Raw genomic sequence first — 20,939 nt, forward strand, 5'->3', positions numbered from 1 at the left:
TGGCTATTTCATTGATGTTTCAGTGGTATCGTGCGTGATCCAGCGTGATCGAAATGGGGGTAGTGGGATGGTTGTGGACCAGGATTAGCGCGGTCGCCGACAGCTCCAGCGCGCGTTTGATCACCTCGCGCGGATAGACCGGGGTGTGGTCGACGGTGCCGGTCTGCTGCACCTCGTCGGCGATGAGCTGGTTGCGCTTGTCGAGGAACAGCAGCCGAAACTGCTCCTTGTCGGCGAACGCCATGCTGGAGCGGCAATAGTCGATCACCTCGTTCCAGGACGACAAAGCATTGCGGCTCTTGACCTCGCCTTTGGTCACGCGGCTTGCGGCCGCCGCGATCAGCTTGAGCTGGTTGATCGCGGCTTCGCCCACGCCATCGACCTCGCGCAGCCGCGCCACCGGTGCGTGGATGACCTCGGCGAACGAGCCAAAGGTCTTGATCAGCGTCTTCGCAAGCGGTTTTGTGTCGCGCCGCGGCAGCGCCGGAAACAGTGCCATCTCCAAGAGCTCATAGTCGCTCAGCGCATCCGCGCCGGCGTTGTAGAAACGCTCGCGCAGCCGCTCGCGATGGCCATGATAATGCGGCGGTTCGGATGGCTCGGGCTTCTCTGAGGGGGCGCTGGATTTGGCAGGCATCGCGCGCAGCATCGCCGCGGAACCGCGCTTTTGCAACCGCCAATTGCGGCGCTGAGGATCAGCGGCCCGGCTTCAGTCCCGGCACCAGCGCGGCAAGCCGGTCCTTGATCTGGCGACCGAACATCGGCCCGCCTGACGGCGGAGGTCCGCCACGCATGCCGGGTGGCGGCGGTGGCGGGCCGGCGCGCCCCACCGTTGCGTCCGTGCGGCGGTCGACGCCGAGCGTCAAGCTCGCCACGTAGCGGTCGCGCTCCTCCTTCACCGCGCAGAAGGCGCGATGCTCGGGATCGGAGAGCTGGATCACCATGTCGTTGGCGTTGATGATCGCGCGTTGCCGCGCGCGGTCCTTGTAGGCGGGGACGTTGGTGTAGATGAACTCGTTCAGCGCGTCGGGCAGGAAGGTCTGCCCGGTCAGCACGTTTTTCTCGTCGAGGAAAACCTTGAAATGGATGTGCGTGGTGCGACCGTCATACCAGCCGGGATAGAGGGTGTTGAACGTCACCCAGCCGGCCTCATCGGTCACTTGCGTGCCGCGCAAGAACGTCTTGCTTGATGCATCGACGTTGTGCGCATCGCCCTGGCCGGGAAATGCCGAATAGAGCCCTTGCGCATCGCAATGCCAGATGTCGACCCGCGCGGCCCTGATCGCCGTGCACGGTCCCGCCTCGATCACGCGCAGCTTCAGCGTCAGGGGAATGCCGGACTTGCCCTCGGTGATATCCCTGCGCACCAGCTTTGGATCGGAATAGAACGGCCCTTCCTCCGCCTGCGGCGTCAGGATGCAGGCCGGCTCATCGGAGCTGGCTGCGGGCTCGGACGCCGCCCGCGCGCGGGTTGGCAGCAGGCCGGCGGCGCTGGCCGAAACAAATCCAAGGAAGCCGCGGCGCGTCGACGTGCTCACGTCATCTCTCCTGTTGCTCTGACGACAGATCGTCATCGGCAAACGGAATGGCAAGATCACGCTTTGAAGATGGCGACAATCAGCCCGCCGGTTTCCCGGCGTTTCGCGCCGGTGGGGGCACCGTGACGGCGACCACGCCGGCGAAAATGAGCGCCATTCCGGCAACAATCGACCAGGTAAAGCGCTCACCGAGCCATGCCGTGCCGAGCGCCACCGCGAAGCCTGCGCGCAGATAACTGCCGCTGGTCGTGCCGAGCGGGCCAAGCGTGTGGATCAGGCAGAAATAGATCACCATCGCGAAGGCCGTGCAGATCACCGCGAGCACGATCACCGCCGCGATTGCGTGCGCCGGCGGCAGCGCCAGCATCCAGGGACGTTCGAGCACCGCGGCTGCGGGGAGCATCAGGATCGCGGCGCAGCTCATGGCCCCGGCCGCGGTGACGATTGCGGGGAGGTTCGAGAACCGCTGGCCCCATATCGGCGCGAGCGCGTAGCAGAAGCTCGCGCCGAGCACGGCCATCTGGGCCAGTGGCGCCGCCGTGCCGATCCCGGACAGCGCATCGATGCCCATCGTCACCGTGACGCCCGCAAGGCCGAGACCGACACCGACGATCTTCCGGCCGCTGACCGCCTGTCGTGTGCGCCCGCTCATCAACGCGATCACCAGCACGAACATCGGCGGGGTCGCATTGAGCACGCCGGCGAGGCCGCTTGCGATATGTATCTCGCCCCAGCTGATCAGGGTGAAGGGCGCAGCGCTTTGCAGCAGCCCCTGCACGAGGAAGGCCGCCCACACCGATCCCTGGCGGGGAAGGGCGTGTCCCTGCGCAGCTGCGATCAGGACGAGGAGTATCGCCGCGATCGTCACGCGCACGGCCACCATCGTGAAGGGCGGAATCGTCGGGATCGCCACCTTGATCAGCGTGAACGAGCTGCCCCAGATCAGCGCGAGCAGCAGCAGGAGCCCGATCTCGAATGTGAGAGAGGTTTGCCCTGACGGTGCCTGTTGTGCCTGCGTGCTCATGCGATTTGCTCCCGGATCTGTCGGCACCATGATCCGGAGCGGCGATGCAGGCTGGCTGGATTCGGACCTCATCGCCCGACCGAGTCCGATTTCAGCTACTCGGTAGATCGCGTTGAACCTATGATGTCGTCATGGCGAAGGCTTTGGCGCAGCGGCAGGCGCTGCCACCGCATCTCGATTGGGAGACCTGCGATCGGGCGCGGCTGGCGCGCGCTCGCGCCTTCGACGGCCTGTTCTTCTCCGGCGTTCGCTCGACGCGCATCTACTGCCGGCCGGTCTGTCCGGTTCGCCCGGCGCGTTCCGAGAACGTCACCTTCTATGCGACCGCTGCTGCCGCCGAGCGTGCCGGCTTTCGTCCGTGCCTGCGCTGCCGGCCCGAAACGGCACCGGGCTCTCCGGCCTGGATGGGGACAGCCACCACCGTTGCGCGCGGGATGCGCCTGATCAACGACGGCCTTCTCGATCGGGCGTCGACGGCGGAGCTTGCGGAAGCCCTTGGCGTCGGGCCGCGCCATCTGCTGCGCCTGTTCATGCGCCATGCCGGCGCGAGCCCGAGCGAGATTGCAGCGACACGGCGCGTGCAGGAAGCCAAGCGCCTGATCGATGCGACCGACATGACGTTGGCGGAGATTGCTTTCGCGGCAGGGTTCGGCAGCGTTCGGCGATTCAACGACGCCTTTGCCGCGACCTACAAGCGGCCGCCATCGTCATTCCGGCGTTCGCAATAGGTGGTGCGGCGGACGCGGTTGCGACACGCTACCCGATCTGCTTCTCGCCGTGCCGCTGCGACAGCGTGAATATCTCGACGCCCGTGGCGGTGACGCCGACGGAGTGCTCGAATTGCGCCGACAGCGAGCGGTCGCGGGTTACTGCGGTCCAGCCGTCGGAGAGGATTTTGACGTGCGGCTTGCCGAGATTGATCATCGGCTCGATGGTGAAGAACATGCCGGGCTTGAGCTGCACGCCTTCGCCGGGCCGGCCGATATGGATGATGTTGGGCTCATCGTGGAACATGCGCCCCAAGCCATGGCCGCAGAAATCGCGCACCACGCTCATGCCCTGCGGCTCGACGAAGCTCTGGATGGCGTGGCCGATGTCGCCGGTGGTGGCGCCGGGCTTTACGGCAGCGATGCCGCGCATCATCGCCTCATAGGTCACTTCGATCAGACGCTCGGCTTTGCGCGCGATCGGGCCGACCGCATACATCCGGCTGGAGTCGCCGTACCAGCCATCGACGATGAAGGTGACGTCGATGTTGACGATGTCGCCTTCCTTCAGCGGCCGGTCGCCGGGCATGCCGTGACAGACCACGTGGTTGAGCGAGGTGCAGGTCGAGTAGCGATAGCCGCGATACATCAGCGTCGCCGGATAGGCACTGTTGCTGAAGGCGAACTCGCGGACGAACTCGTCGATGCGCGAGGTCGGCACGCCCGGGCCGACGATGTCGGTCAGCTCGTCGAGACATTTGGCAACCAGCGCGCCTGCCTTGCGCATGCCGATGAACGCGTTCGGGCCATGCAGCTTGATCTGTCCGGTCTTGCGCAAGGAAGTATCGGTGGCTTCGACGTAGCTCATGAGGGTCGCGGTCTTTTCAGCGGAAGCGTTTGATTTATGGCCCTAATTTAATGATCGCGGGCCGTCATGCAAGCTGCGCGGAGCCGCGTGCGGGGCAAAAACCGCCTCAACTCGGGACTTCTACGGTGGTTTCGACCGGCAATGCGCCGCCGCGGACGCGAATTTCGCGCACGGGGTAGGGAACCCGGATGCCCTCGCGCTTGAAGGCGTCCCACAGCGCCAGCATCACGTCGCTCTTGACGTTGTCCATGCCGTCGGGGTCCGCGATCCAGAAGGTCAGCGAGAACTTCATCCCGGCCTCCGCGAATTCGGTCAGGATGCAGTTCGGCGGCTTGCCCTTCTGCGCACGCGGATGAGCCGCGGCCGTCTCGGCGGCGAGCTTGCAGACCAGGCGCGGATCGGCGTCGTAATTGGTGCCGAAGGCGATCTTCACCAGCGTGTTCTTGTCGGTGTAGGTCCAGTTGACGACCTTCTGCGTCACCAGATCCTCGTTCGGCACCAGGAATTCGCGGCCGTCGCCGGCGGCGACGGAAATATAGCGCGTTTTCATCGCGCTGATGCGCCCGGTATTGTCACCGATGGTGACGAGGTCGCCGGGCTTCACCGACTTGTCCGCGAGCAGGATGATGCCGGAGATGAAGTTCGCGACGATCTTCTGGAGGCCGATACCGATACCGACGCCGACCGCGCCGGAGAACACCGCGAGCGCCGAGAGGTTGATGCCGACCGCGTCGAGTGCGATCACGACGGCCAGCGTCAAAAGCCCGATGCGGATGATCTTGATCAGCAGCACCTGTATCGACGGGGTCAGGTCGGTCGTCGAGTTGATCCGGCTCTCGGCGAAATTGCTGGCGATGTTGGTGATCCAGAGCGCGATGATCAGGAGCGCGCCGGCCTTGATCACCAAGAGCGGCGTCAGCCGCAATCCGCCGAGCGTGATTCCGAAGGAATCGAGCAGATCGACCGTCGCGTCCAACTGGCCGATGATGGAGAGGGCTGCCACGAACCACGCCGTGATCGACACCAGCTTGACGATGAAGGCGTTGCGCAGCACCGAGGTGAGGAGACGAATGACGAGCCAGGCGAGGCCGAGCTTTGCAGCGACCATCAGGAGATAGCTGCGGCTCGGCCAGGTCGCGTGGTACATCACGACGCGCTCGACGATGACCACGAAGGTGAATACCGCCGTGGAGGCGCTGCCGACCAGCACGCGGATGAAGTGGCGAAGCGGCAGCGGCCAGCGCATCGCCAGCGAGGTCAGGTCGACGCGGTTGCGGATGGCGGCCTCGGCGGCCCAGGCGATCCCGGCTGCGGCCAGCACCAGGCCGAATTGCAGGTAGAACCAGGGCGAGGTGATCTCGGCGCCGACGCTGCGCGCCGTCGTCTGCAAGAACTCCATGAGGTCTTTGAGGTCCATGTCTATCGCGAGGTTTCGTTGGCGGCAGATTGGGCGGATTTGATTCGAGACAGCGGCAGAATCCCACAAAGGGCGCAGCCGGGCCATCGATACACTGGCACGTAAGCTGAGTTAAGGCCGCAAAATGCGGGCAGATTGCCGCGAGCGGCAGAAATGGGTTGGCGGGCAAGTGTGGCGACGATAAGGATGGTCTCACAATGATTTTCTCCCCCACGTGACGACGGATGGCGTCTCTCGATTCGGTCAGCATCGCGATCCTGCTCGGCGCCGTCCTGGTGATGGCGGGCATCCTGTCGAGCCTGCTGGCGCTTCGGTTCGGCGCGCCCCTGCTGCTCGTCTTCCTCGCGATCGGCATGCTGGCGGGCGATTCCGGCCCCGGGCAGTTGCAGTTCGACGACGTGCGGACGACCTACCTGGTCGGCTCGGTGGCGCTGGCGCTGATCCTGTTCGATGGCGGCCTGCGCACGCGGTTCCAGAGCATCCGCGCGGTGCTGGCGCCGTCCGTGGTGCTCGCCACCGTCGGCGTGTTGCTGACCGCGCTGATCACCGCGCCGTTCGCAAAATATGCGCTCGATCTCAATTGGGCGGAGTCGCTGCTGGTCGGCGCCGTCGTCGCCTCGACCGATGCTGCTGCGGTGTTCCTGCTGGTGCATACGCAAGGCCTGCGGCTGCGTCCGCGCGTCGGCGCGACGCTGGAGGCGGAATCGGGCACCAACGATCCCTTCGCGATCTTCCTCACCCTGATGCTGGTCGAATACATCTCGCTGGGGTCGAGCACGCCGGGCCACGTCTTCATGGAGTTCATCCAGGAGGCCGTGCTGGGCGCGATCGTCGGCGTGATCGGCGGACGGCTGGTGGTGATCGCGCTCAACCAGGTGGCGCTGCCGCAGGGGCTGCACGCGCCGTTCGTGACGACGGCGGCGCTCGTCATCTTCGGCGGCTCGCAGATCATGCACGCCTCGGGGTTCCTCGCGGTCTATCTCTCCGGCATCATCATCGGCAACCGGCCGACCCGCGCACATAATTCGGTGGTGACGTTTCTGGACGCCGCGACCTGGCTCGCACAGATCGTTATGTTCGTGCTGCTCGGCCTGCTCGTCTCGCCGCAGCGGCTCGGCTCCAGCGCCGTGCCCGCGATCGGCGTCGCACTGGTCCTGATGCTGATCGCGCGGCCGCTCGCGGTGTTCCTGTGCCTTGCGCCGTTCCGCTTCAACTGGCGGGAAAAGGTCTTCATCGCCTGGACCGGCCTGCGCGGCGCGGTCGCGATCTTCCTGGCCTCGATCCCGATGCTGGTCGGGTTGTCAAAGGCCTATCTCTATTTCGACGTCGCCTTCGTCGTCGTCATCATCTCGCTGCTCCTGCAGGGCTGGACGTTGGCGCCCGCCGCGAGGCGGCTACACGTCGCGCTGCCGCGCAGCGAACGCGGCCCGCGCCGCGTGGAATTGGACCTGCCCGGCCAGCTCGAGCAGCAGCTCGTCGGCTATGCCGTGCGGCCCAAGAGCCTGTATTTCCGCCGTGGCCTGATCCCGTCCTGGTCCAAGCCGACGCTGGTGATCCGCAACGAGAACATCTTGACGCCGACGGAAGCCGACCCGATCGCGCCGGGCGACTACATCTATCTGCTGGCGCCGCCGGAAAAGGCCGAGTCGCTCGACCGCTTCTTCGTCGACATGCAGCCGAGCACCACGCCCGACCCGCATCTGCTCGGCGACTTCATGGTCTCCGGCGAGCACACGCTGGCCGAGCTCGCCGAGATCTACGGCGTCAAGGTGAGCGAGGACGAGGGCAAGCTGACCCTCGCCGATTATTTCGACATCCATCTCGATCGCGCGCCGAAGGAAGGCGCCGAGCTCGCACTCGACGAGATCGTGCTGGTCGCCCGCTCGATCTCCGGCGGCCGCGTCAACGTCGTCGGCCTGCGCCTGCCCGAGGATGAGGACAAGCCGGCGCCACAGACGCGAACTCAGGCCTTGCGTCGCAAGCTCGCGGATTTGTGGACGTCAGTGGCGGGGATTTAGCTAACGCTCATTATCCCGGCGCGCGTATCAGCGATCGAATCGGATCTGCTTCCCCGATGTCGTCCTGGCGAAAGCCCATTACCCCAGGGAGAAGTTGTTGTGGGAAACGATAACCCCGAATCTTCGCCAAACCACCGACGGTGGCAATGGGTCCTGTCTTTCGCCAGGACGACTATGGAGAGCGTTGCGCCTCCAATCCTCAAGCTCACGTCAGCACCTTCACCCCGCCGGTCGACGTTACGCGGCCTTGGCGCAGCATGACGATCTGGGTGGCGAGCTGGCGCAGTTCGGCGGCGTCGTGGCTGACATAGACCATGGGCACGTTGGCCTCGTCGCGGAGCCGCACGAGGTAGGGCAGGATCTCGAGCTTGCGGCCTTCGTCCAGCGCGCCGAGCGGCTCGTCGAGCAGCAGCAGCCGCGGCTTGGACAACAATGCGCGTCCGAGCGCGACGCGCTGGCGTTCGCCGCCTGAGAGCTTTCCGGGCCGGCGGTCGCGCAGGGCGCCGATGTCGAGCAGATCGACGATGCGCTTCTCCTGCGCCGGATCATGCGCGAGGTGGTTCATCCGCCGGCCATAGTCGAGGTTCTGCGCGACGTTCAGATGCGGAAACAGCCGCGCATCCTGAAATACGTAGCCGATGCGTCGGCGATAAGCCGGCACGTGGATGCCGGCTGCCGTGTCGTCGACGGTGTCGCCGTCGATGACGATGCTGCCGCGATCCGGTCGCAACAGGCCTGCGATCATGTTGACGAGCGTGGTCTTGCCGGAGCCTGACGCGCCGAACAGGCCGGTGACGCGGCCTTCGCTCGCGAAGGAGGCTTGAAGCGAGAACTCACCGAGCTGTTTTTCGACGTCGACGCGCAGCATGGGTCAGTTTCCGTGCAGCCGTGCGGTCGCGCGCCGCGCGAACCATTCGGCCGCGATCAGCGCGCCGAGCGCGAGCACGATCGAGATGATCACGAGCCGTCCCGCAGCGGCGTCGCCGTCCGGCGTCTGGATCAGCGAATAGATGGCGGAGGAGATCGTCTGGGTCTCGCCGGGAATGTTGGAGACGAAGGTGATGGTCGCGCCGAACTCGCCGATGGCCTTGGCAAAGCCGAGCACCATGCCGGCGAGCACGCCGGGAAGCGCGAGCGGCAGCGTGACCGTCAAGAACACCTTCCAGGGTGCAGCACCCAGCGTCTCCGCGGCCTGCTCTAGCCTGCGGTCGATCGCCTCGATCGAGAGCCGGATCGGGCGCACCAGCAGCGGAAACGACATGATGCCGCAGGCGAGTGCGGCGCCGGTCCAGCGGAAGGCGAAGACGATGCCGAGATAATCCGCAAGGAAGCCGCCGACGAGGCCGCGCCGGCCAAAGGTCAGCAAGAGCAGATAGCCCGTGACGACCGGCGGCAGCACCAGGGGCAGATGCACCAGCGCGTCGAGCATCGATTTGCCCCAGAAATCACGCCGCGCCAGCAGCCATGCCAGCGCGATGCCGAACGGCGTCGCCACCAGCGTCGCGATGATCGCGACCCGCAAGGAAAGCAGGATCGCGGTCCATTCAGCCGATGTGATCGCGGACATCAAGTCGCAAGCATCAAGTCGTGGGGCTGATCAGGAACTTGAAGCCGTACTTCTCGAGGATGGTCTTGGCCGTCGTCGAGCGCAGGAAGGCGAGATAGTCGTTGGTCTCGGGCTTCGCGGTCGTGGTCGCAGCGACCGGATAGATGATCGCGGGATGCGAATCGGCGGGGAAGGTGCCGACGATCTTGACGCCGGGCTCGACCTTGGCGTCGGTCGAATAGACGATGCCGAGCGCGGCCTCGCCGCGTGCCACCAGCGTCAGCGCGGCGCGCACGCTCTCGGCCATAGCGAATTTCGGCTCGGCCGCCTGCCACGCACCGAGCTTCTCAAGCGCGGCCTTGGCGTATTTGCCGACCGGGACCGACTTCACGTCGCCGGTCGCGATCTTGCCGTCGCCGGCGAGTTTTGCGAGATCAAAACCCTGGGCGATCGTGACATTGTCGATCTTCGAATCCTTCGGCGCGATCAGCACGATGCTGTTGCCGAGCAGATTGACGCGTGTCGGCTCGTTGATGGTCTTCTTGCCGACGGCATAATCCATCCAGTCGGTGTCGGCGGAGACGAACACGTCGGCGGGTGCGCCCTGCTCGATCTGCTTGGCGAGCACCGAGCTTGCGGCATAGCTGACCGTGAACTTGACGCCGGCCTTGGCAGTGTAGGCCGCGTCGATCTCGTCGAGCGCGTTCTTCATCGAGGCGGCGGCGAAAACGGTGATGGTCTCGTCCTCGGCCTGGGCCGGCGCGAAGGCCACGAGCAGAATGACGAACGCAGAGACAAGTGCGGGAAGGCGTGACATCGGAAGCGCTCCATGCGCGCATGCAGGCGCGCCCAATTGGCGCGCGCAAAACGGCGTTGGTTGAGTTAGGGCTGCGATCGGCGGAAGCGCTGTTCCGACAATCCCGACCGACTTACGGTCCGTCGGGATATCGCCGGGCGGACCATAACAGGCTGGCGGAACAGGTCAAAGGCGGCTTTTGGTCCGCGTTGACCGCCTACTCCGCCGGCAGGATCGCGATCGAGACGGAATTGTCCTTCGCGCCGCTGACCTGGAGTACAAAAGGCTTGGCCGAAAGCTCGTATTTCATGGTCTTGCGGATGCCGTCGCAGTCGGTCGCGCCGCTGAAGGCAACGGGCTTGAGGAAATGCCCGTCCTGGACCACGTCGACCCAGGCGCCTGCCGACAGGCTGATGGTGTAGACGCCGGCCTTGGGTGTGGTCTTGAAGCTGGCAAAGCCGGCAAAGGTGCCGTCCTTCGGCACGCGCTCCGGCGGGGAGGGCAGCTTGGCTTCGCTTGGCGCGACCAGCGCCAGCGTGATGGCCGATGACGGAAACGCCGCCTGCTCGCCGCCGGAGGCGAGCTTGGCACGGTCCGGCGCGGTGAGCGCAGTGCGCTCCCGCTCGATCGGCCATTTGAACTTGTCGCAGCCGCTCGGCTCTTCAGCAGCCAGGGCCGAGGTCGCACCGAGCGAAAGCGCGGCGATGAAAGTGAGGATGCGCATGTCAAGTCTCATCATTGGCCACGCGAAAGACGCGGCGCGTGCAGTCAGGCGTGTTGCAGAACGGGATGCGCATCCCGAGACGCCGCCTGCTTACGGCACAGCGGCAAGCCGATCCTAGCGCAGTCGAGGGGACGCACCAACTCTCTAGTTCGTCATCCCGGACAAGCGCAGCGAAGCGGAGCGCAGATCCGGGATCCATAGCCACAAGATTGTGTTTGGCGAAGACTCGGAGTTATCAGCTCGTGCCACAACTACTCCCTGTGGTTATGGGTTCCGGATCTGCGCTGGCGCTTGTCCGGGACGACAGCGGTGGGTGGGGCGGCAGCTTGCCCACCGCTTCCGCTACGGCTTCGCGTCCGGTGCGCGCAGCACGGCTTTGCAGGCGGTGGGCATTTGCGCCAGCGTCATCGGCGGCTTCGGCTTGGGTGGCTCCGGCGGCGGTTTGGGATGCAGCACGCCGTCGCTGAACCAGTAGGCGAGGTCGGACGGCTTGCAGCCTTCATCCTCGGCTTGCGACGGCTGGCCCTGGCATTCGCCCGCACCGGGCGGACAGCGCATGCGGATGTGGAAGTGATAGTCGTGGCCCCACCACGGCCGGATCTTCGACAGCCATGAGCGGTCGCCCTTGGCCTCGCGGCACAGCGCCTTCTTGATCGCGGGATTGACGAAGATGCGTTGCACAGCCGGCTCCTGCGCCGCATCGCGCAGCACCAGCACGTGGCCCGATGTGAATACCTTCGGATCGATGTCGAGCCGGTCCTCGCGCACCATCATCACCGCGGACGTCTCCTCGCGCTCCTCGCGCGAGAGGCGATGGTCCGGCATCGGCGTCAGCCAGATGTCGGCATCGAGACCGATCTGGTGGCTGGCATGGCCCGACAGCGCGGGTCCGCCGCGCGGCTGGCCGATGTCGCCGACCAGAATGCCCGGCCAGCCGGCGTCCTTGTGCGCCTTGGCTGCGAGGCGCTTGATCAGCGCGATCATGTCGGGGTGGCCCCAGTTGCGGTTGCGCGACAGCCGCATCACCTGCCAGTTCTCGCCATTGAGCGGCATCTGCTCCGCGCCGCCGATGCAGCCCTTGACGTAGGAGCCGAAGACATGCGCCGGCCCCGTCGACGGCAGCAGTTTGCGCGCGAACAGCTCCTTCGCGCCGATCTTGGGATCGTTGGGATTGGCGAGCGGCGGCAGCGGCTTTGGGTTCACGCTGCCCTTGTCCTGGGCCAGCGCGCTGCCGGCGTTCAGGAGGACAAGCAGAAGCAAGAGGGGGGCGAGGCGGCAGGGACTCATGCTGACATCCTTATAACCCAACGCAGCCTCAGGGTTAAGAATTAGGCTTTCGAGCGGGCACGAACTCACAGCGACTTTACAGGGGCGGGTCCAGGGCGACAGTGCTCGTCAATCCAGTTGGACGTGAACCGGAACGACAAATAGCGATACATATTCCGGCAGACCAAAGTTCGCTCAGGGAAGTTGCATGCGGCCGACGGATTGGAGATTTTGGAGCGCGCTTTTTGCCGCCATGGTACTCTTGAGCTATCCAGCCGCGGCCGGGGACCAGTGTGATAGTCCGCAAGACCCCGAGGCGGCGATCATCGACTGTACGCAGAGCATCAATTCGGGGAAGTGGAAAGGGCGCAATCTGGCGGCTTTCTACAACAATCGGGCGGCCGCTTATCGCGCCAAGGGCGACAACGAGCGCGCGATGGCCGACTTGAACGAGGCGATCCGGCTCGATCCCAAATTGGCCATGGCCTTCAACAATCGAGGTGCCGCCTATAACGAGCGGGGCGACAACGACCGCGCCATCGCCGACTACAATGAGGCCGTCCGCCTCGATCCCAAATTGGCGATGGCCTTCAACAATCGAGGTAACGCCTTCACCGACAAGGGCGACAACAACCGCGCCATTGCCGATTTCAGTGAGGCGATCCGCCTCGATCCGAAATTCGTCAGGGCCTTCAGCAATCGAGGTGTCGCTTATTACGAGCAGGGCGACACCGAGCGCGCCATCGCTGACTTCAATGAGGCGATCCGCCTCGATCCCAAATTGGCCAGGGCCTTCATCAATCGAGGCAATGCCTTCAACGACAAGGACGACAACGATCGCGCCATCGCCGACTACAGTGAGGCGATCCGCCTCGATCCCCAGCTCGCCATGGCCTTCCAAAATCGCGGGAGCGCCTACCACGACAAGGGCGACAACGACCGCGCCATCGCCGACTACAATGAGGCGATCCGCCTCGATCCCAAACACGCCAAGACCTTCCTCGGTCGAGGTATCGCCTTCCGCGACAAGGGCGACAATGACCGCGCCATCGCCGATTTCAGTGAGGCGATCCGGTTCAATCCCGAATTCGCCAGGGCCTTCCAAAATCGCGGGAGCGCCTACCACCACAAGGGAGACAACGACCGAGCCGTCGCCGACTTGACCCAGGCGATCCGGCTCGATCCCAAAAATGCCGGCGCCTTCCGCGTTCGAGGTTTGGCTTATCGCGCCAAGGGCGACGGCGACCGCGCCATCGCCGACCTGACCGAAGCGATCCGGCTCGATCCCAAAGAGGCCAACACCTTCATCATTCGAGGCATCGCTTATTTCACCAAGGGCGATAACGACCGTGCTATCGCCGACTACAACGAAGCGATCCGGCTCGATCCGAAATCCTACCTGGCCTACTCTGCCCGAGGACGTTCATACTTCTCGGCTGGCTCGGCCGAGAAGGCGCTGGCCGATTTTAACCGGGCAAGTGCGATTGATCCGACCGATGCCTATACGGCGTTGTGGGTCGATATCGCCGGTCAGCGGAACAATCTCCCGAGCCGTCTGGCGCAAGCCAGCTCCAAGGTCGACATGACCGTCTGGCCGGCGCCTATCATCCGATTGTTCATGAACCAGATGACGCCTGATGCTGTCCTTGCTGCCATAGACGATCCGGACGCCTCCAAGAGCAAGGACAAGGTCTGCGAGGTCTATTTTTACAGTGGGGAGCTTGCGCTGACGAAGGGGGCGAAGGACGAAGCAACTCGCCTTTTTCGTCGGGTCGTAAGCGATTGTCCGCAGGATTTCGACGAACGGGATGGCGCCATTGCTGAACTGAAGGCGCTTGGCGCAGCGCCGTGAGCAAGCTTCGTTCCGCTCCTGACCCAAGCGAATGACCGGATCAAAGGACCCAGACAATGAATGGCAGGATGTCTTGGATCAGCCTGTTCGTTGCCTCGAGCATCGGCGTGTTTAGTGCAGCGGCCGCCGCGCAGCCGGCCGCACCGCCCGCGGGTTACAAGATCGATGAGAATTACACCAAGACATCGCCGGACGGCACGACGACGGTCGAGCAATACCTGAACAAGGATACGGACGACTGGAAATGGCAGTTCTGGGCGCGCCGGCAGGGCACATTCACGCTGCTTGATCCGGAGCCGGCCGGCTATCCCGCGGATTTTATCTTCACCCAGGATCTGAAATGGATCGTCCGCTTGCAAAAGACCGGCTCGGGCGAGTTGTCGCTCTATCTGTACCGCCTCGCTCAGGATGGCTACGTACCCGCGAGCAACAAGCCGCTCGGCGACCTGGCGTGGGCCTACCTGAAGACCCGTCCCGATTGGCGAAAGGTCAGGAAGGAGCCGGAGTATCACATATCGGCGAATCTGGTGCGGGGAATTGAAGAGAACTATCGCTGGCTCGGCGCCGATTGGCCCGCGAACCGTTACATTCTGATCAGTCTGTCGGGGGATGCCGACGTCAAGGGCCGCAAGCCCATGCAGACCAGCGTGGTGCACGGCTGGAGTTGCAGATATGATCTGCAGACCGGCAAGTTCGATGTGCCGGCTCTTCTTTCCGACCACAATGCGAAAGCCGTTGTGCTCCTGTCGCCAGGTGTGGATTAGGGTTCTCCTCCCGCTGCTGTTCCAAAGTCGTAGGCCGCAGCGCTGAAAGGCGGCCTGTCTTAACGCCGCAATAACCGTAAGTTGGATTGATCAAAATTCGTGCGAGGACGCCAGGAATGGCCGTGCCCTGTATGCAATCGGACATAGATTCGGAATCAATTCATTGGGAGCGCGCGTTTTTGCGCCATCCCACCTTCCAATAGCGACCATCGCATTCGTCTATCGCGACGCTCAAGGCATCGCCGCCTCTCAATCGGGCACGAAAGGTCGATTCGCGCAGTCGCGGCGTGGTGTGCTCGGCGGGCGCCGCGCCCAAGATTACTTTTTTTTCAGACACTTGTCGGACAAGTTGCGACTGCTGGCGCGAGTGGGACGTGGTAAGTTGAGTTTGGGGTCTCGAAAAGCAAGAAAACGAAAGCGGACGGCGCTCACATGGGCAGCCGGACGATCACGCAAGCCCGCATCGAAGCGCGTGAAGCCTCATGATGCGCCGGTCGAGGCCGATGCGCTCGTGCAGAGCCGCGCGGAAGCGGAAGCTGCGATTGCGGATGCGCGCAAATCGCATGAGCGGCTGCGCCAGGCCATCGACATCCTGCCGCAAGGTATCGTGTTTCTCGACCCCGAGGGCCGCTATGTGCTCTGGAACAAGAAATACGCCGAGATCTACAACAAGACCGCCGATCTCTTCGCGGAAGGTGCACGGCTGGAGGATACGCTGCGCATCGGCGTTGCGCGCGGCGACTATCCGGAAGCCGCAGGGCACGAAGAGGAATGGATCGCCGAGCGGCTGCAAAAGCTCTATCAGCCCGGCGCGCGCCACGAGCAGAAGCTGGCCGACGGCCGCGTCGTCCTGATCGAGGAGCGCCTGACCGATGACGGCGGCGTCGTCGGCCTGCGCGTCGACATCACCGAGCTGAAACAGCGCGAGGCCTCGTTCCGCCTGCTGTTCGACGGCAATCCCGTGCCGATGATCGTCTGCGCGCTGGACGACGAGCGCATCCTCGGCGTCAACGACGCCGCGGTCGCGCATTACGGCTACGGCCGTGCCGAATTCGAGAAGCTGACGATCCGTTCGCTCCAGGCTTTCGACAGCGAGCCGCCCTGGATCTCCGGCCGGAGCAGCGAGGAGCTGGCGGCGCGCACCTGGAAGCATGTGAAGGCCGACGGCGCGCTGATCGATCTTGCAATCTATTCGCGCGAACTGACCTACGCCGATCGGCCGGCAGTGCTGCTGGCACTGATGGACATCACCGAACGCAAGCGCGCCGAAGCGCGGCTTGCCTTCATGGCCCAGCACGACGGCCTGACCGGGCTGCCGAACCGTAATCTCTTGCGCCAGCAGATGGACGAGATGCTGCTGCATACGCGCCGCAGCGCCGAGAAGGTCGCGGTGCTGATGCTGGGGCTCGACAATTTCAAGGCGGTCAACGACACGCTCGGCCACGCGGTCGGCGACAAGCTGCTGCGCGGCGTCGCCAAGCGCCTGCGCTCCACCTTGCGCGAGGAAGACGCACTGGCGCGGCTCAATTCGGATGAATTCGTCATCGTCCAGAGCGGCCTGGCGCGGCCGGAAGATGCGGTGGGGCTGGCAAAGCGTTTGCTGGAGGCGATCGCCGATCCCTACCTGCTCGACGGCCATTCCGTGGTGATCGGCGCCTCCGTCGGCATCGCGATGGCGCCCGGCGACGGCGATGAATCCGAGAAGCTCTTGAAGAGCGCCGACATGGCGCTGTCGCGCGCCAAGCTGGATGCGCGCGGCACGTTCGCCTTCTTCGAGGCGGCGCTGCATGCGAAGGCGCAGACCCGCCGCAAGATCGAGGTCGAGCTGCGCGACGCGATCCAGAACGACGTGCTGCGTCCCTTCTATCAGCCGTTGATCGATCTTTCGAGCGGCCGCATCACCGGCTTCGAGGCGCTGGTGCGCTGGCCGCATGCCGAGCGCGGCATGGTCTCGCCGGCCGAGTTCATTCCGGTTGCCGAGGACACCGGGCTGATCAATCCGCTCGGCGGGTTGATGTTGCGCCGGGCCTGCACGGATGCCGCGACCTGGCCCGACGACGTCCGCGTCGCCGTCAACCTGTCGCCGCTGCAATTCCGCGGCGGCAATCTGCTTTCGATGGTCACCGAGGCGCTGAAGCATTCCGGCCTGCCGCCGCTTCGGCTCGAGCTCGAGATCACCGAGACGCTGTTGCTCGAGAAGAGCGCCCAGGTGCTGGCGACGCTGCATGCCTTGCGCGCGCTCGGCGTGCGGATCTCCATGGACGATTTCGGCACCGGCTATTCCAGCCTCAGCTATCTGCGCAGCTTCCCCTTCGACAAGATCAAGATCGACCAGTCCTTCGTGCGCGATCTCGGCGCCAACCGCGAAGCGCAGGCGATCATCCGCTCGATCGTCAGCCTCGGCAAAGGCCTCGGCGTCACCATCACCGCCGAGGGTGTCGAGACCGAGGCCGAGCTGAGCTGCCTGCGCGCCGAGGGCTGCCATGAGGGGCAGGGATTCCTGTTCTCCAAGGCGCGCCCCAATGCCGAGATCGTCAGCCTGCTCGCGGCGCAACGCGGGGTGGACACGACGGGCCATGCGGACGCCGCGCTGGTCGCGTGATTGAACCTCTCGGCCTTTCCCGGCGTCTGATCATTGAATCTGATGACGGGATTGGCGCCCCATGAGCCCAAAGGACTCGGCAAGTGACGTAGCCACGATGGACGGCGCGCGTTATGCCCGCTTCTCGCGGCGGCTGAAGGCGATCCTGCTGGACTGGATGCTGGCGATGGTCCTGCTGTTCGGCGCGGTGGCGCTGGCGAGCAACGCGCAGAGCGATACGCTGGCCCGTATCCTCGGCATTGCCGTCGTGGTGATCCTGGTGTTTTACGAGCCGGTGCTGGTCTCGCGCATCGGCGGCACGCTCGGGCATTATTGGACCAATCTGCGCGTCGTCGACGATGGGGGCGGCAATCTGAGCTTCAGAAAGGCGTTCGCGCGCTTCGCCATCAAGAGCCTGCTGGGCTGGTACTCGTTCTTGACCATGATGGCCACGCGCCGCAATCAGGCGGCGCACGACCTGCTGACGCATTCCACGGTCCAGATCCGCGATCTCTCCAGGGCCAACCCCTCGCAGTTCATCACCGAGCGGCGCGAGCTTGAGGACGCGGCGATGCCGTCGCGTGTGCGCCGCGCACTGGTGACGGTGGTCTATCTCGCGCTCGGCGGTTTCGTTTACGTGATGGCGCTTGGCGCCCTGCTGGAGCAGGGCATGCTGTCGAGCGCCTGCCTCGACCGCGACGTCTGCTCGGGCGGCGACCGCATCGTCAGCGTCGCCGCCGCCACGGTGCTGCTCCTGGCGCTCGCCCTGGTCATCGGCCTCGGCTGGCGCGGCCGGCTGCCCGGCGCACGCAGGGCGTAGAAGGACCGGGTGCAAGCTCAGTCGCCCGCCAGAATCGCCCTGCCGACATCCTCGTAATGCGTATCGCGCGCCTGGATCTGCTGGGCGATCGCGTGCATGTCGCGAAAGCGCCGCTCGAACGGATTGTTGCGGAACACAGCGGTCGCGCCCGCCATGTGATAGGCGGTGTCGACCACCTTCGCCGACTGATGGATGGTCCAGGTTGACGCCAGCCGTACGGCGCTGCGATGCGGCTCCCTGAATTCGCCTGACGCGGTCAGGTCGCGCCACATCGCGCCCGCCGTCGCATAGAGATAGGCGCGCGCCGCGCGCAAGTCGCCTTCGGTGCGGCCGATCAGGCCTTGCACGGCGGCATTGTCGCGCATCGCTTTGGTCGCGAGCGACTGATGCTTGCCGCGCGCCAGCGCGATTGTCGCATCCAGCGTCGCCCGCGCGACGCCGAGCGAGACCGCGGCAAAGCCGAGGCTGAAGGCCGAGCCGGTGCCGAGCTTGTAGAGCGGTCCCGTTTCGCGCAACGCAGACGGCACGTCGCGGAATGCCGTGAAGCGCTCGGGGATGAAGAGGTCGCAGGCCTCATAGGAATCGGTGCCGGTGCCGGCAAGCCCGATTGCGTGCCAGACATCGTGCAGCACGGCGCTTGCGACCGGAAACAGGATGGTGCGCACCTGCGGCGAGCCGTCGGCATTTTTGCGCGGCGCGCCGTCAGCGCCGGTGATGCGGACATGCGCGCCCAGCCAGCTCGCCTGCCGCGAGCCCGAAGCGAAATCCCAGCGCGCAGTGACGCGGTAGCCGCCCTCGACCGCGCGCGCCTCATGCGCGATCGCGCCCCAGGCGAGGATGCCGGGCGGGGCGTTGAAGATCTCATGCGCGGTGTCGCGGTCGAGCGAGGCCGCGATCATCGCGCAGACGCTGCACTGGCCGAGGCACCAGGCAGTGGACGCATCCGCCTTGGCGATCTCCTCGAGCACCTGCATGAAGATTTCGGGTGGAGCCTCGGCGCCGCCAAGGCTCTGCGGCAGCAGCGTGCGATAAAGCCCGTTCTCGATCAGTGCGGCGACGACGGGAGCAGTCAGCCTGCGCGCCTGCTCGATCGCGTCAGCCTCTCCCGCAATCAGCGGCGCGAGAGCCCGCGCTCGTTCCACCAGGTCAAATCCGACATTTGCGTCCATGCACGTTTCCTCGCCCATTCTGGTGTGAGCTGTCGGGATGCGATGGTGGTCTATTTGATGGGAAGGATCAAGGCGACGGGCACGGCGGCACGCGAAGCGCAGACCGCCGTGTTTGTCATGGTGGCGAAGGTGTGCGCATGATCTCGGGCCGGAATCCCTTAGAAGTCCCGCGGCAGCCCGAGAGGACGCCATGAAGAAGCCAACCCGCCGCGATGGTCGCCTTGCCGTGGCTGCCCGCAGCGCCGAGGCGCCGGCCGAGCTGAAGCTCGAGAACGCGCCTATGAGCGACATCATCGATGCCCTGGCCGGTGGGCGGATCACCGCCACGGCGCTGACCAAATTCTATCTCGCGCGCATTGAGGCCTACGACCGCGATGGGCCCATGCTCAACTCCGTCCGCGAGCTCAATCCCGACGCGCTCACGATCGCGGGCAGGCTCGACGGCACCAGGCCGTCGGTCAAACGGCCTCTGGCCGGCATCCCGATCCTGGTGAAGGACAACATCGCGACCACTGACAAACAGCCGACCACGGCAGGCTCGCTGGCGCTGGAGGGCGCGCGCGCCCGGAAGGACGCCACCGTCGTCAAGCTGCTGCGGAACGCCGGCGCGGTGATCCTGGGCAAGGCGAACCTGACGGAGTTCGCCAACATGCTCGCGATCGAGATGCCCGCGGGCTACTCGTCGCTGGGCGGTCAGGTGAAAAACCCTTACGCGCCGACGCTGATGGACGATCGAGGCATCCCGGTCGTGTCCCCGGGGGGCTCAAGCTCGGGCTCGGCGGTCGCTGTGGCGGCCGGCCTGTGCGCCGCCTCGATCGGCACCGAGACCTCGGGCTCGCTGCTGTACCCCGCCAGCCAGAACGGCCTCGTCACCGTGAAGCCGACCGTAGGGCTGATCAGCCGGGCCGGCATCGTGCCGATCGCGCACAGCCAGGACACCGCCGGGCCGATGACGCGCAATGTGCGTGATGCGGCGCTGCTCCTCAACGTGCTGGCGGCCAAGGACCCCCGCGATCCCGCAACGGAGCGCCAGCGGCGGCCGGCTGATTACACCGCCGGCCTCACGCGTGATGCAATGAAGGGCGCGCGCATCGGCGTGCCGAGCGATCCCGCCGACCCGCTGAACGATCGCTACTACGGCAAGCTGCCACCTAGCTGGACCAAGGTGATGGCTGAGGTGATCAAGGTGCTGGAGGATCTCGGCGCGGTCATCGTGCGCGCCAACATGCCGACGGCCGGCTGGATGAACGGACCAGGCACGACCATGGCTGTGCTCAACCGCAATCCGCTGAGCCCCAACAAGGGCAATCCGGCGATGCAGTGGATCGTTTTTCTCTACGAGCTGAAGCACGATCTCAATCTCTACCTGAGGGATTGGGCGACCAACACGCCGATCAAGACCATGGCCGACATCGTGGCCTTCAACGAGGCCAATGCCGGCAAGGCGCTGCGTTTCGGCCAGGACCTGTTCCTCGCCGCTGACAGCACCAGGGGCGACTTGAGTGAGCGCGAGTACAGGTCGGCGCGTGCCATGGACCTGCTCGCCGCCAGGACGCGCGGCATGGACGCCTACATGAACCAGCACAACCTCGACGCGGTGCTATTCCCCGGCAGCGGAGGCTGCGTGATCGCTGCCAAGGCGGGCTATCCCAGCGTCATGGTGCCTGGAGGTTTCATTTCGGGAGCCGGCGACAAGGACACGCCCGACTATCCGTTGGGCATCACCTTCGCAGGGCAAGCCTGGAGCGAGCACAAGCTGCTGCGTCTGGCCTACGCCTACGAGCAGGCCACCCACATGCGCAAGCCGCCGCCCGGCCTGCCGGCGTTCTGAACCTTGGCGGCGCGGCGC

Annotated in this window: 18 protein-coding genes; 7 read left to right on the plus strand and 11 right to left on the minus strand. The window is 65.1% G+C overall.

What is annotated here, in order from left to right; genetic code table 11:
* Window positions 1-19: 19 nt before the first annotated feature.
* The 3 genes from QQL28_RS28885 to QQL28_RS28895 all read right to left on the minus strand — a co-directional run bounded on the left by QQL28_RS28885 (window position 20) and on the right by QQL28_RS28895 (window position 2,562).
* The gene (locus QQL28_RS28885) at window positions 20-637 is read right to left on the minus strand and encodes a JAB domain-containing protein (protein ID WP_284270920.1); all 618 of its coding nucleotides are present in this window, start codon (window positions 635-637) and stop codon (window positions 20-22) included.
* A gap of 58 nt (window positions 638-695) precedes the next feature.
* The gene (locus QQL28_RS28890; protein ID WP_284270921.1) at window positions 696-1,538 is read right to left on the minus strand and encodes an intradiol ring-cleavage dioxygenase; all 843 of its coding nucleotides are present in this window, start codon (window positions 1,536-1,538) and stop codon (window positions 696-698) included.
* A gap of 79 nt (window positions 1,539-1,617) precedes the next feature.
* The gene (locus tag QQL28_RS28895) at window positions 1,618-2,562 is read right to left on the minus strand and encodes a DMT family transporter (RefSeq protein WP_284270922.1); all 945 of its coding nucleotides are present in this window, start codon (window positions 2,560-2,562) and stop codon (window positions 1,618-1,620) included.
* 131 nt (window positions 2,563-2,693) lie between these two features.
* Here QQL28_RS28895 and QQL28_RS28900 point away from each other — a divergent pair, with 131 nt between their 5' ends.
* A complete protein-coding gene (locus QQL28_RS28900; protein ID WP_284270923.1) occupies window positions 2,694-3,290 on the plus strand; it encodes a bifunctional transcriptional activator/DNA repair enzyme AdaA in 597 nt (198 codons plus the stop codon).
* 28 nt (window positions 3,291-3,318) lie between these two features.
* Here the strand turns inward: QQL28_RS28900 and map are convergent, their stop codons facing one another.
* On the minus strand, window positions 3,319-4,137 hold the full coding sequence (gene map, locus QQL28_RS28905) for a type I methionyl aminopeptidase (RefSeq protein ID WP_284270924.1): 819 nt from the start codon (window positions 4,135-4,137) through the stop codon (window positions 3,319-3,321).
* A 106-nt stretch (window positions 4,138-4,243) separates the two neighbouring features.
* Entirely contained in the window at window positions 4,244-5,560 is a 1,317-nt protein-coding gene (locus tag QQL28_RS28910) for a mechanosensitive ion channel family protein (protein WP_284271182.1), read from the minus strand.
* Window positions 5,561-5,778: 218 nt separating this feature from the next.
* Here QQL28_RS28910 and QQL28_RS28915 point away from each other — a divergent pair, with 218 nt between their 5' ends.
* Window positions 5,779-7,572 carry a potassium/proton antiporter gene (locus tag QQL28_RS28915; RefSeq protein WP_284270926.1) on the plus strand — a complete coding sequence of 598 codons (1,794 nt, stop codon included), beginning with the start codon at window positions 5,779-5,781 and terminating at the stop codon, window positions 7,570-7,572.
* 205 nt (window positions 7,573-7,777) lie between these two features.
* On the opposite strand, the gene modC is transcribed toward QQL28_RS28915, so the two are convergent.
* The 5 genes from modC to mepA form a co-directional block, all read right to left on the minus strand.
* Complete coding sequence (gene modC / locus QQL28_RS28920) at window positions 7,778-8,440, minus strand: molybdenum ABC transporter ATP-binding protein (RefSeq protein ID WP_284270928.1); 663 nt, start codon at window positions 8,438-8,440, stop codon at window positions 7,778-7,780.
* Between the two features lie 3 nt (window positions 8,441-8,443).
* Window positions 8,444-9,139: a molybdate ABC transporter permease subunit gene (gene modB / locus QQL28_RS28925; RefSeq protein ID WP_284270930.1), complete on the minus strand. Its 696-nt coding sequence runs from the start codon at window positions 9,137-9,139 to the stop codon at window positions 8,444-8,446.
* A 13-nt stretch (window positions 9,140-9,152) separates the two neighbouring features.
* On the minus strand, window positions 9,153-9,935 hold the full coding sequence (modA, locus tag QQL28_RS28930; protein ID WP_284270932.1) for a molybdate ABC transporter substrate-binding protein: 783 nt from the start codon (window positions 9,933-9,935) through the stop codon (window positions 9,153-9,155).
* Window positions 9,936-10,131: 196 nt separating this feature from the next.
* Entirely contained in the window at window positions 10,132-10,638 is a 507-nt protein-coding gene (locus QQL28_RS28935; RefSeq protein WP_284270933.1) for a hypothetical protein, read from the minus strand.
* A 342-nt stretch (window positions 10,639-10,980) separates the two neighbouring features.
* Window positions 10,981-11,925 (minus strand): penicillin-insensitive murein endopeptidase, encoded by a 945-nt coding sequence (gene mepA / locus QQL28_RS28940; RefSeq protein ID WP_284270934.1) that lies wholly within the window; start codon window positions 11,923-11,925, stop codon window positions 10,981-10,983.
* Window positions 11,926-12,112: 187 nt separating this feature from the next.
* Between mepA and QQL28_RS28945 the strand changes: the two genes are divergently transcribed.
* From QQL28_RS28945 to QQL28_RS28960, 4 genes are all read left to right on the plus strand, one after another.
* Window positions 12,113-13,756 carry a tetratricopeptide repeat protein gene (locus QQL28_RS28945; protein ID WP_284270935.1) on the plus strand — a complete coding sequence of 548 codons (1,644 nt, stop codon included), beginning with the start codon at window positions 12,113-12,115 and terminating at the stop codon, window positions 13,754-13,756.
* Between the two features lie 68 nt (window positions 13,757-13,824).
* Window positions 13,825-14,520 carry a hypothetical protein gene (locus tag QQL28_RS28950; protein ID WP_284270936.1) on the plus strand — a complete coding sequence of 232 codons (696 nt, stop codon included), beginning with the start codon at window positions 13,825-13,827 and terminating at the stop codon, window positions 14,518-14,520.
* 472 nt (window positions 14,521-14,992) lie between these two features.
* Window positions 14,993-17,122, plus strand: coding sequence for a sensor domain-containing protein (locus QQL28_RS28955; protein ID WP_284270937.1), 2,130 nt, complete (start codon window positions 14,993-14,995; stop codon window positions 17,120-17,122).
* A 61-nt stretch (window positions 17,123-17,183) separates the two neighbouring features.
* Entirely contained in the window at window positions 17,184-17,921 is a 738-nt protein-coding gene (locus tag QQL28_RS28960) for an RDD family protein (protein ID WP_284270938.1), read from the plus strand.
* Between the two features lie 17 nt (window positions 17,922-17,938).
* Here QQL28_RS28960 and QQL28_RS28965 read toward each other — a convergent pair whose 3' ends face one another.
* A complete protein-coding gene (locus tag QQL28_RS28965) occupies window positions 17,939-19,090 on the minus strand; it encodes an acyl-CoA dehydrogenase family protein (RefSeq protein ID WP_284270939.1) in 1,152 nt (383 codons plus the stop codon).
* Window positions 19,091-19,280: 190 nt separating this feature from the next.
* Between QQL28_RS28965 and QQL28_RS28970 the strand changes: the two genes are divergently transcribed.
* Entirely contained in the window at window positions 19,281-20,921 is a 1,641-nt protein-coding gene (locus QQL28_RS28970) for an amidase family protein (RefSeq protein WP_284270940.1), read from the plus strand.
* Window positions 20,922-20,939 lie beyond the last annotated feature (18 nt).

It is taken from the genome of Bradyrhizobium iriomotense, from assembly GCF_030160715.1.
Taxonomy (GTDB): Bacteria; Pseudomonadota; Alphaproteobacteria; order Rhizobiales; family Xanthobacteraceae; genus Bradyrhizobium; species Bradyrhizobium iriomotense.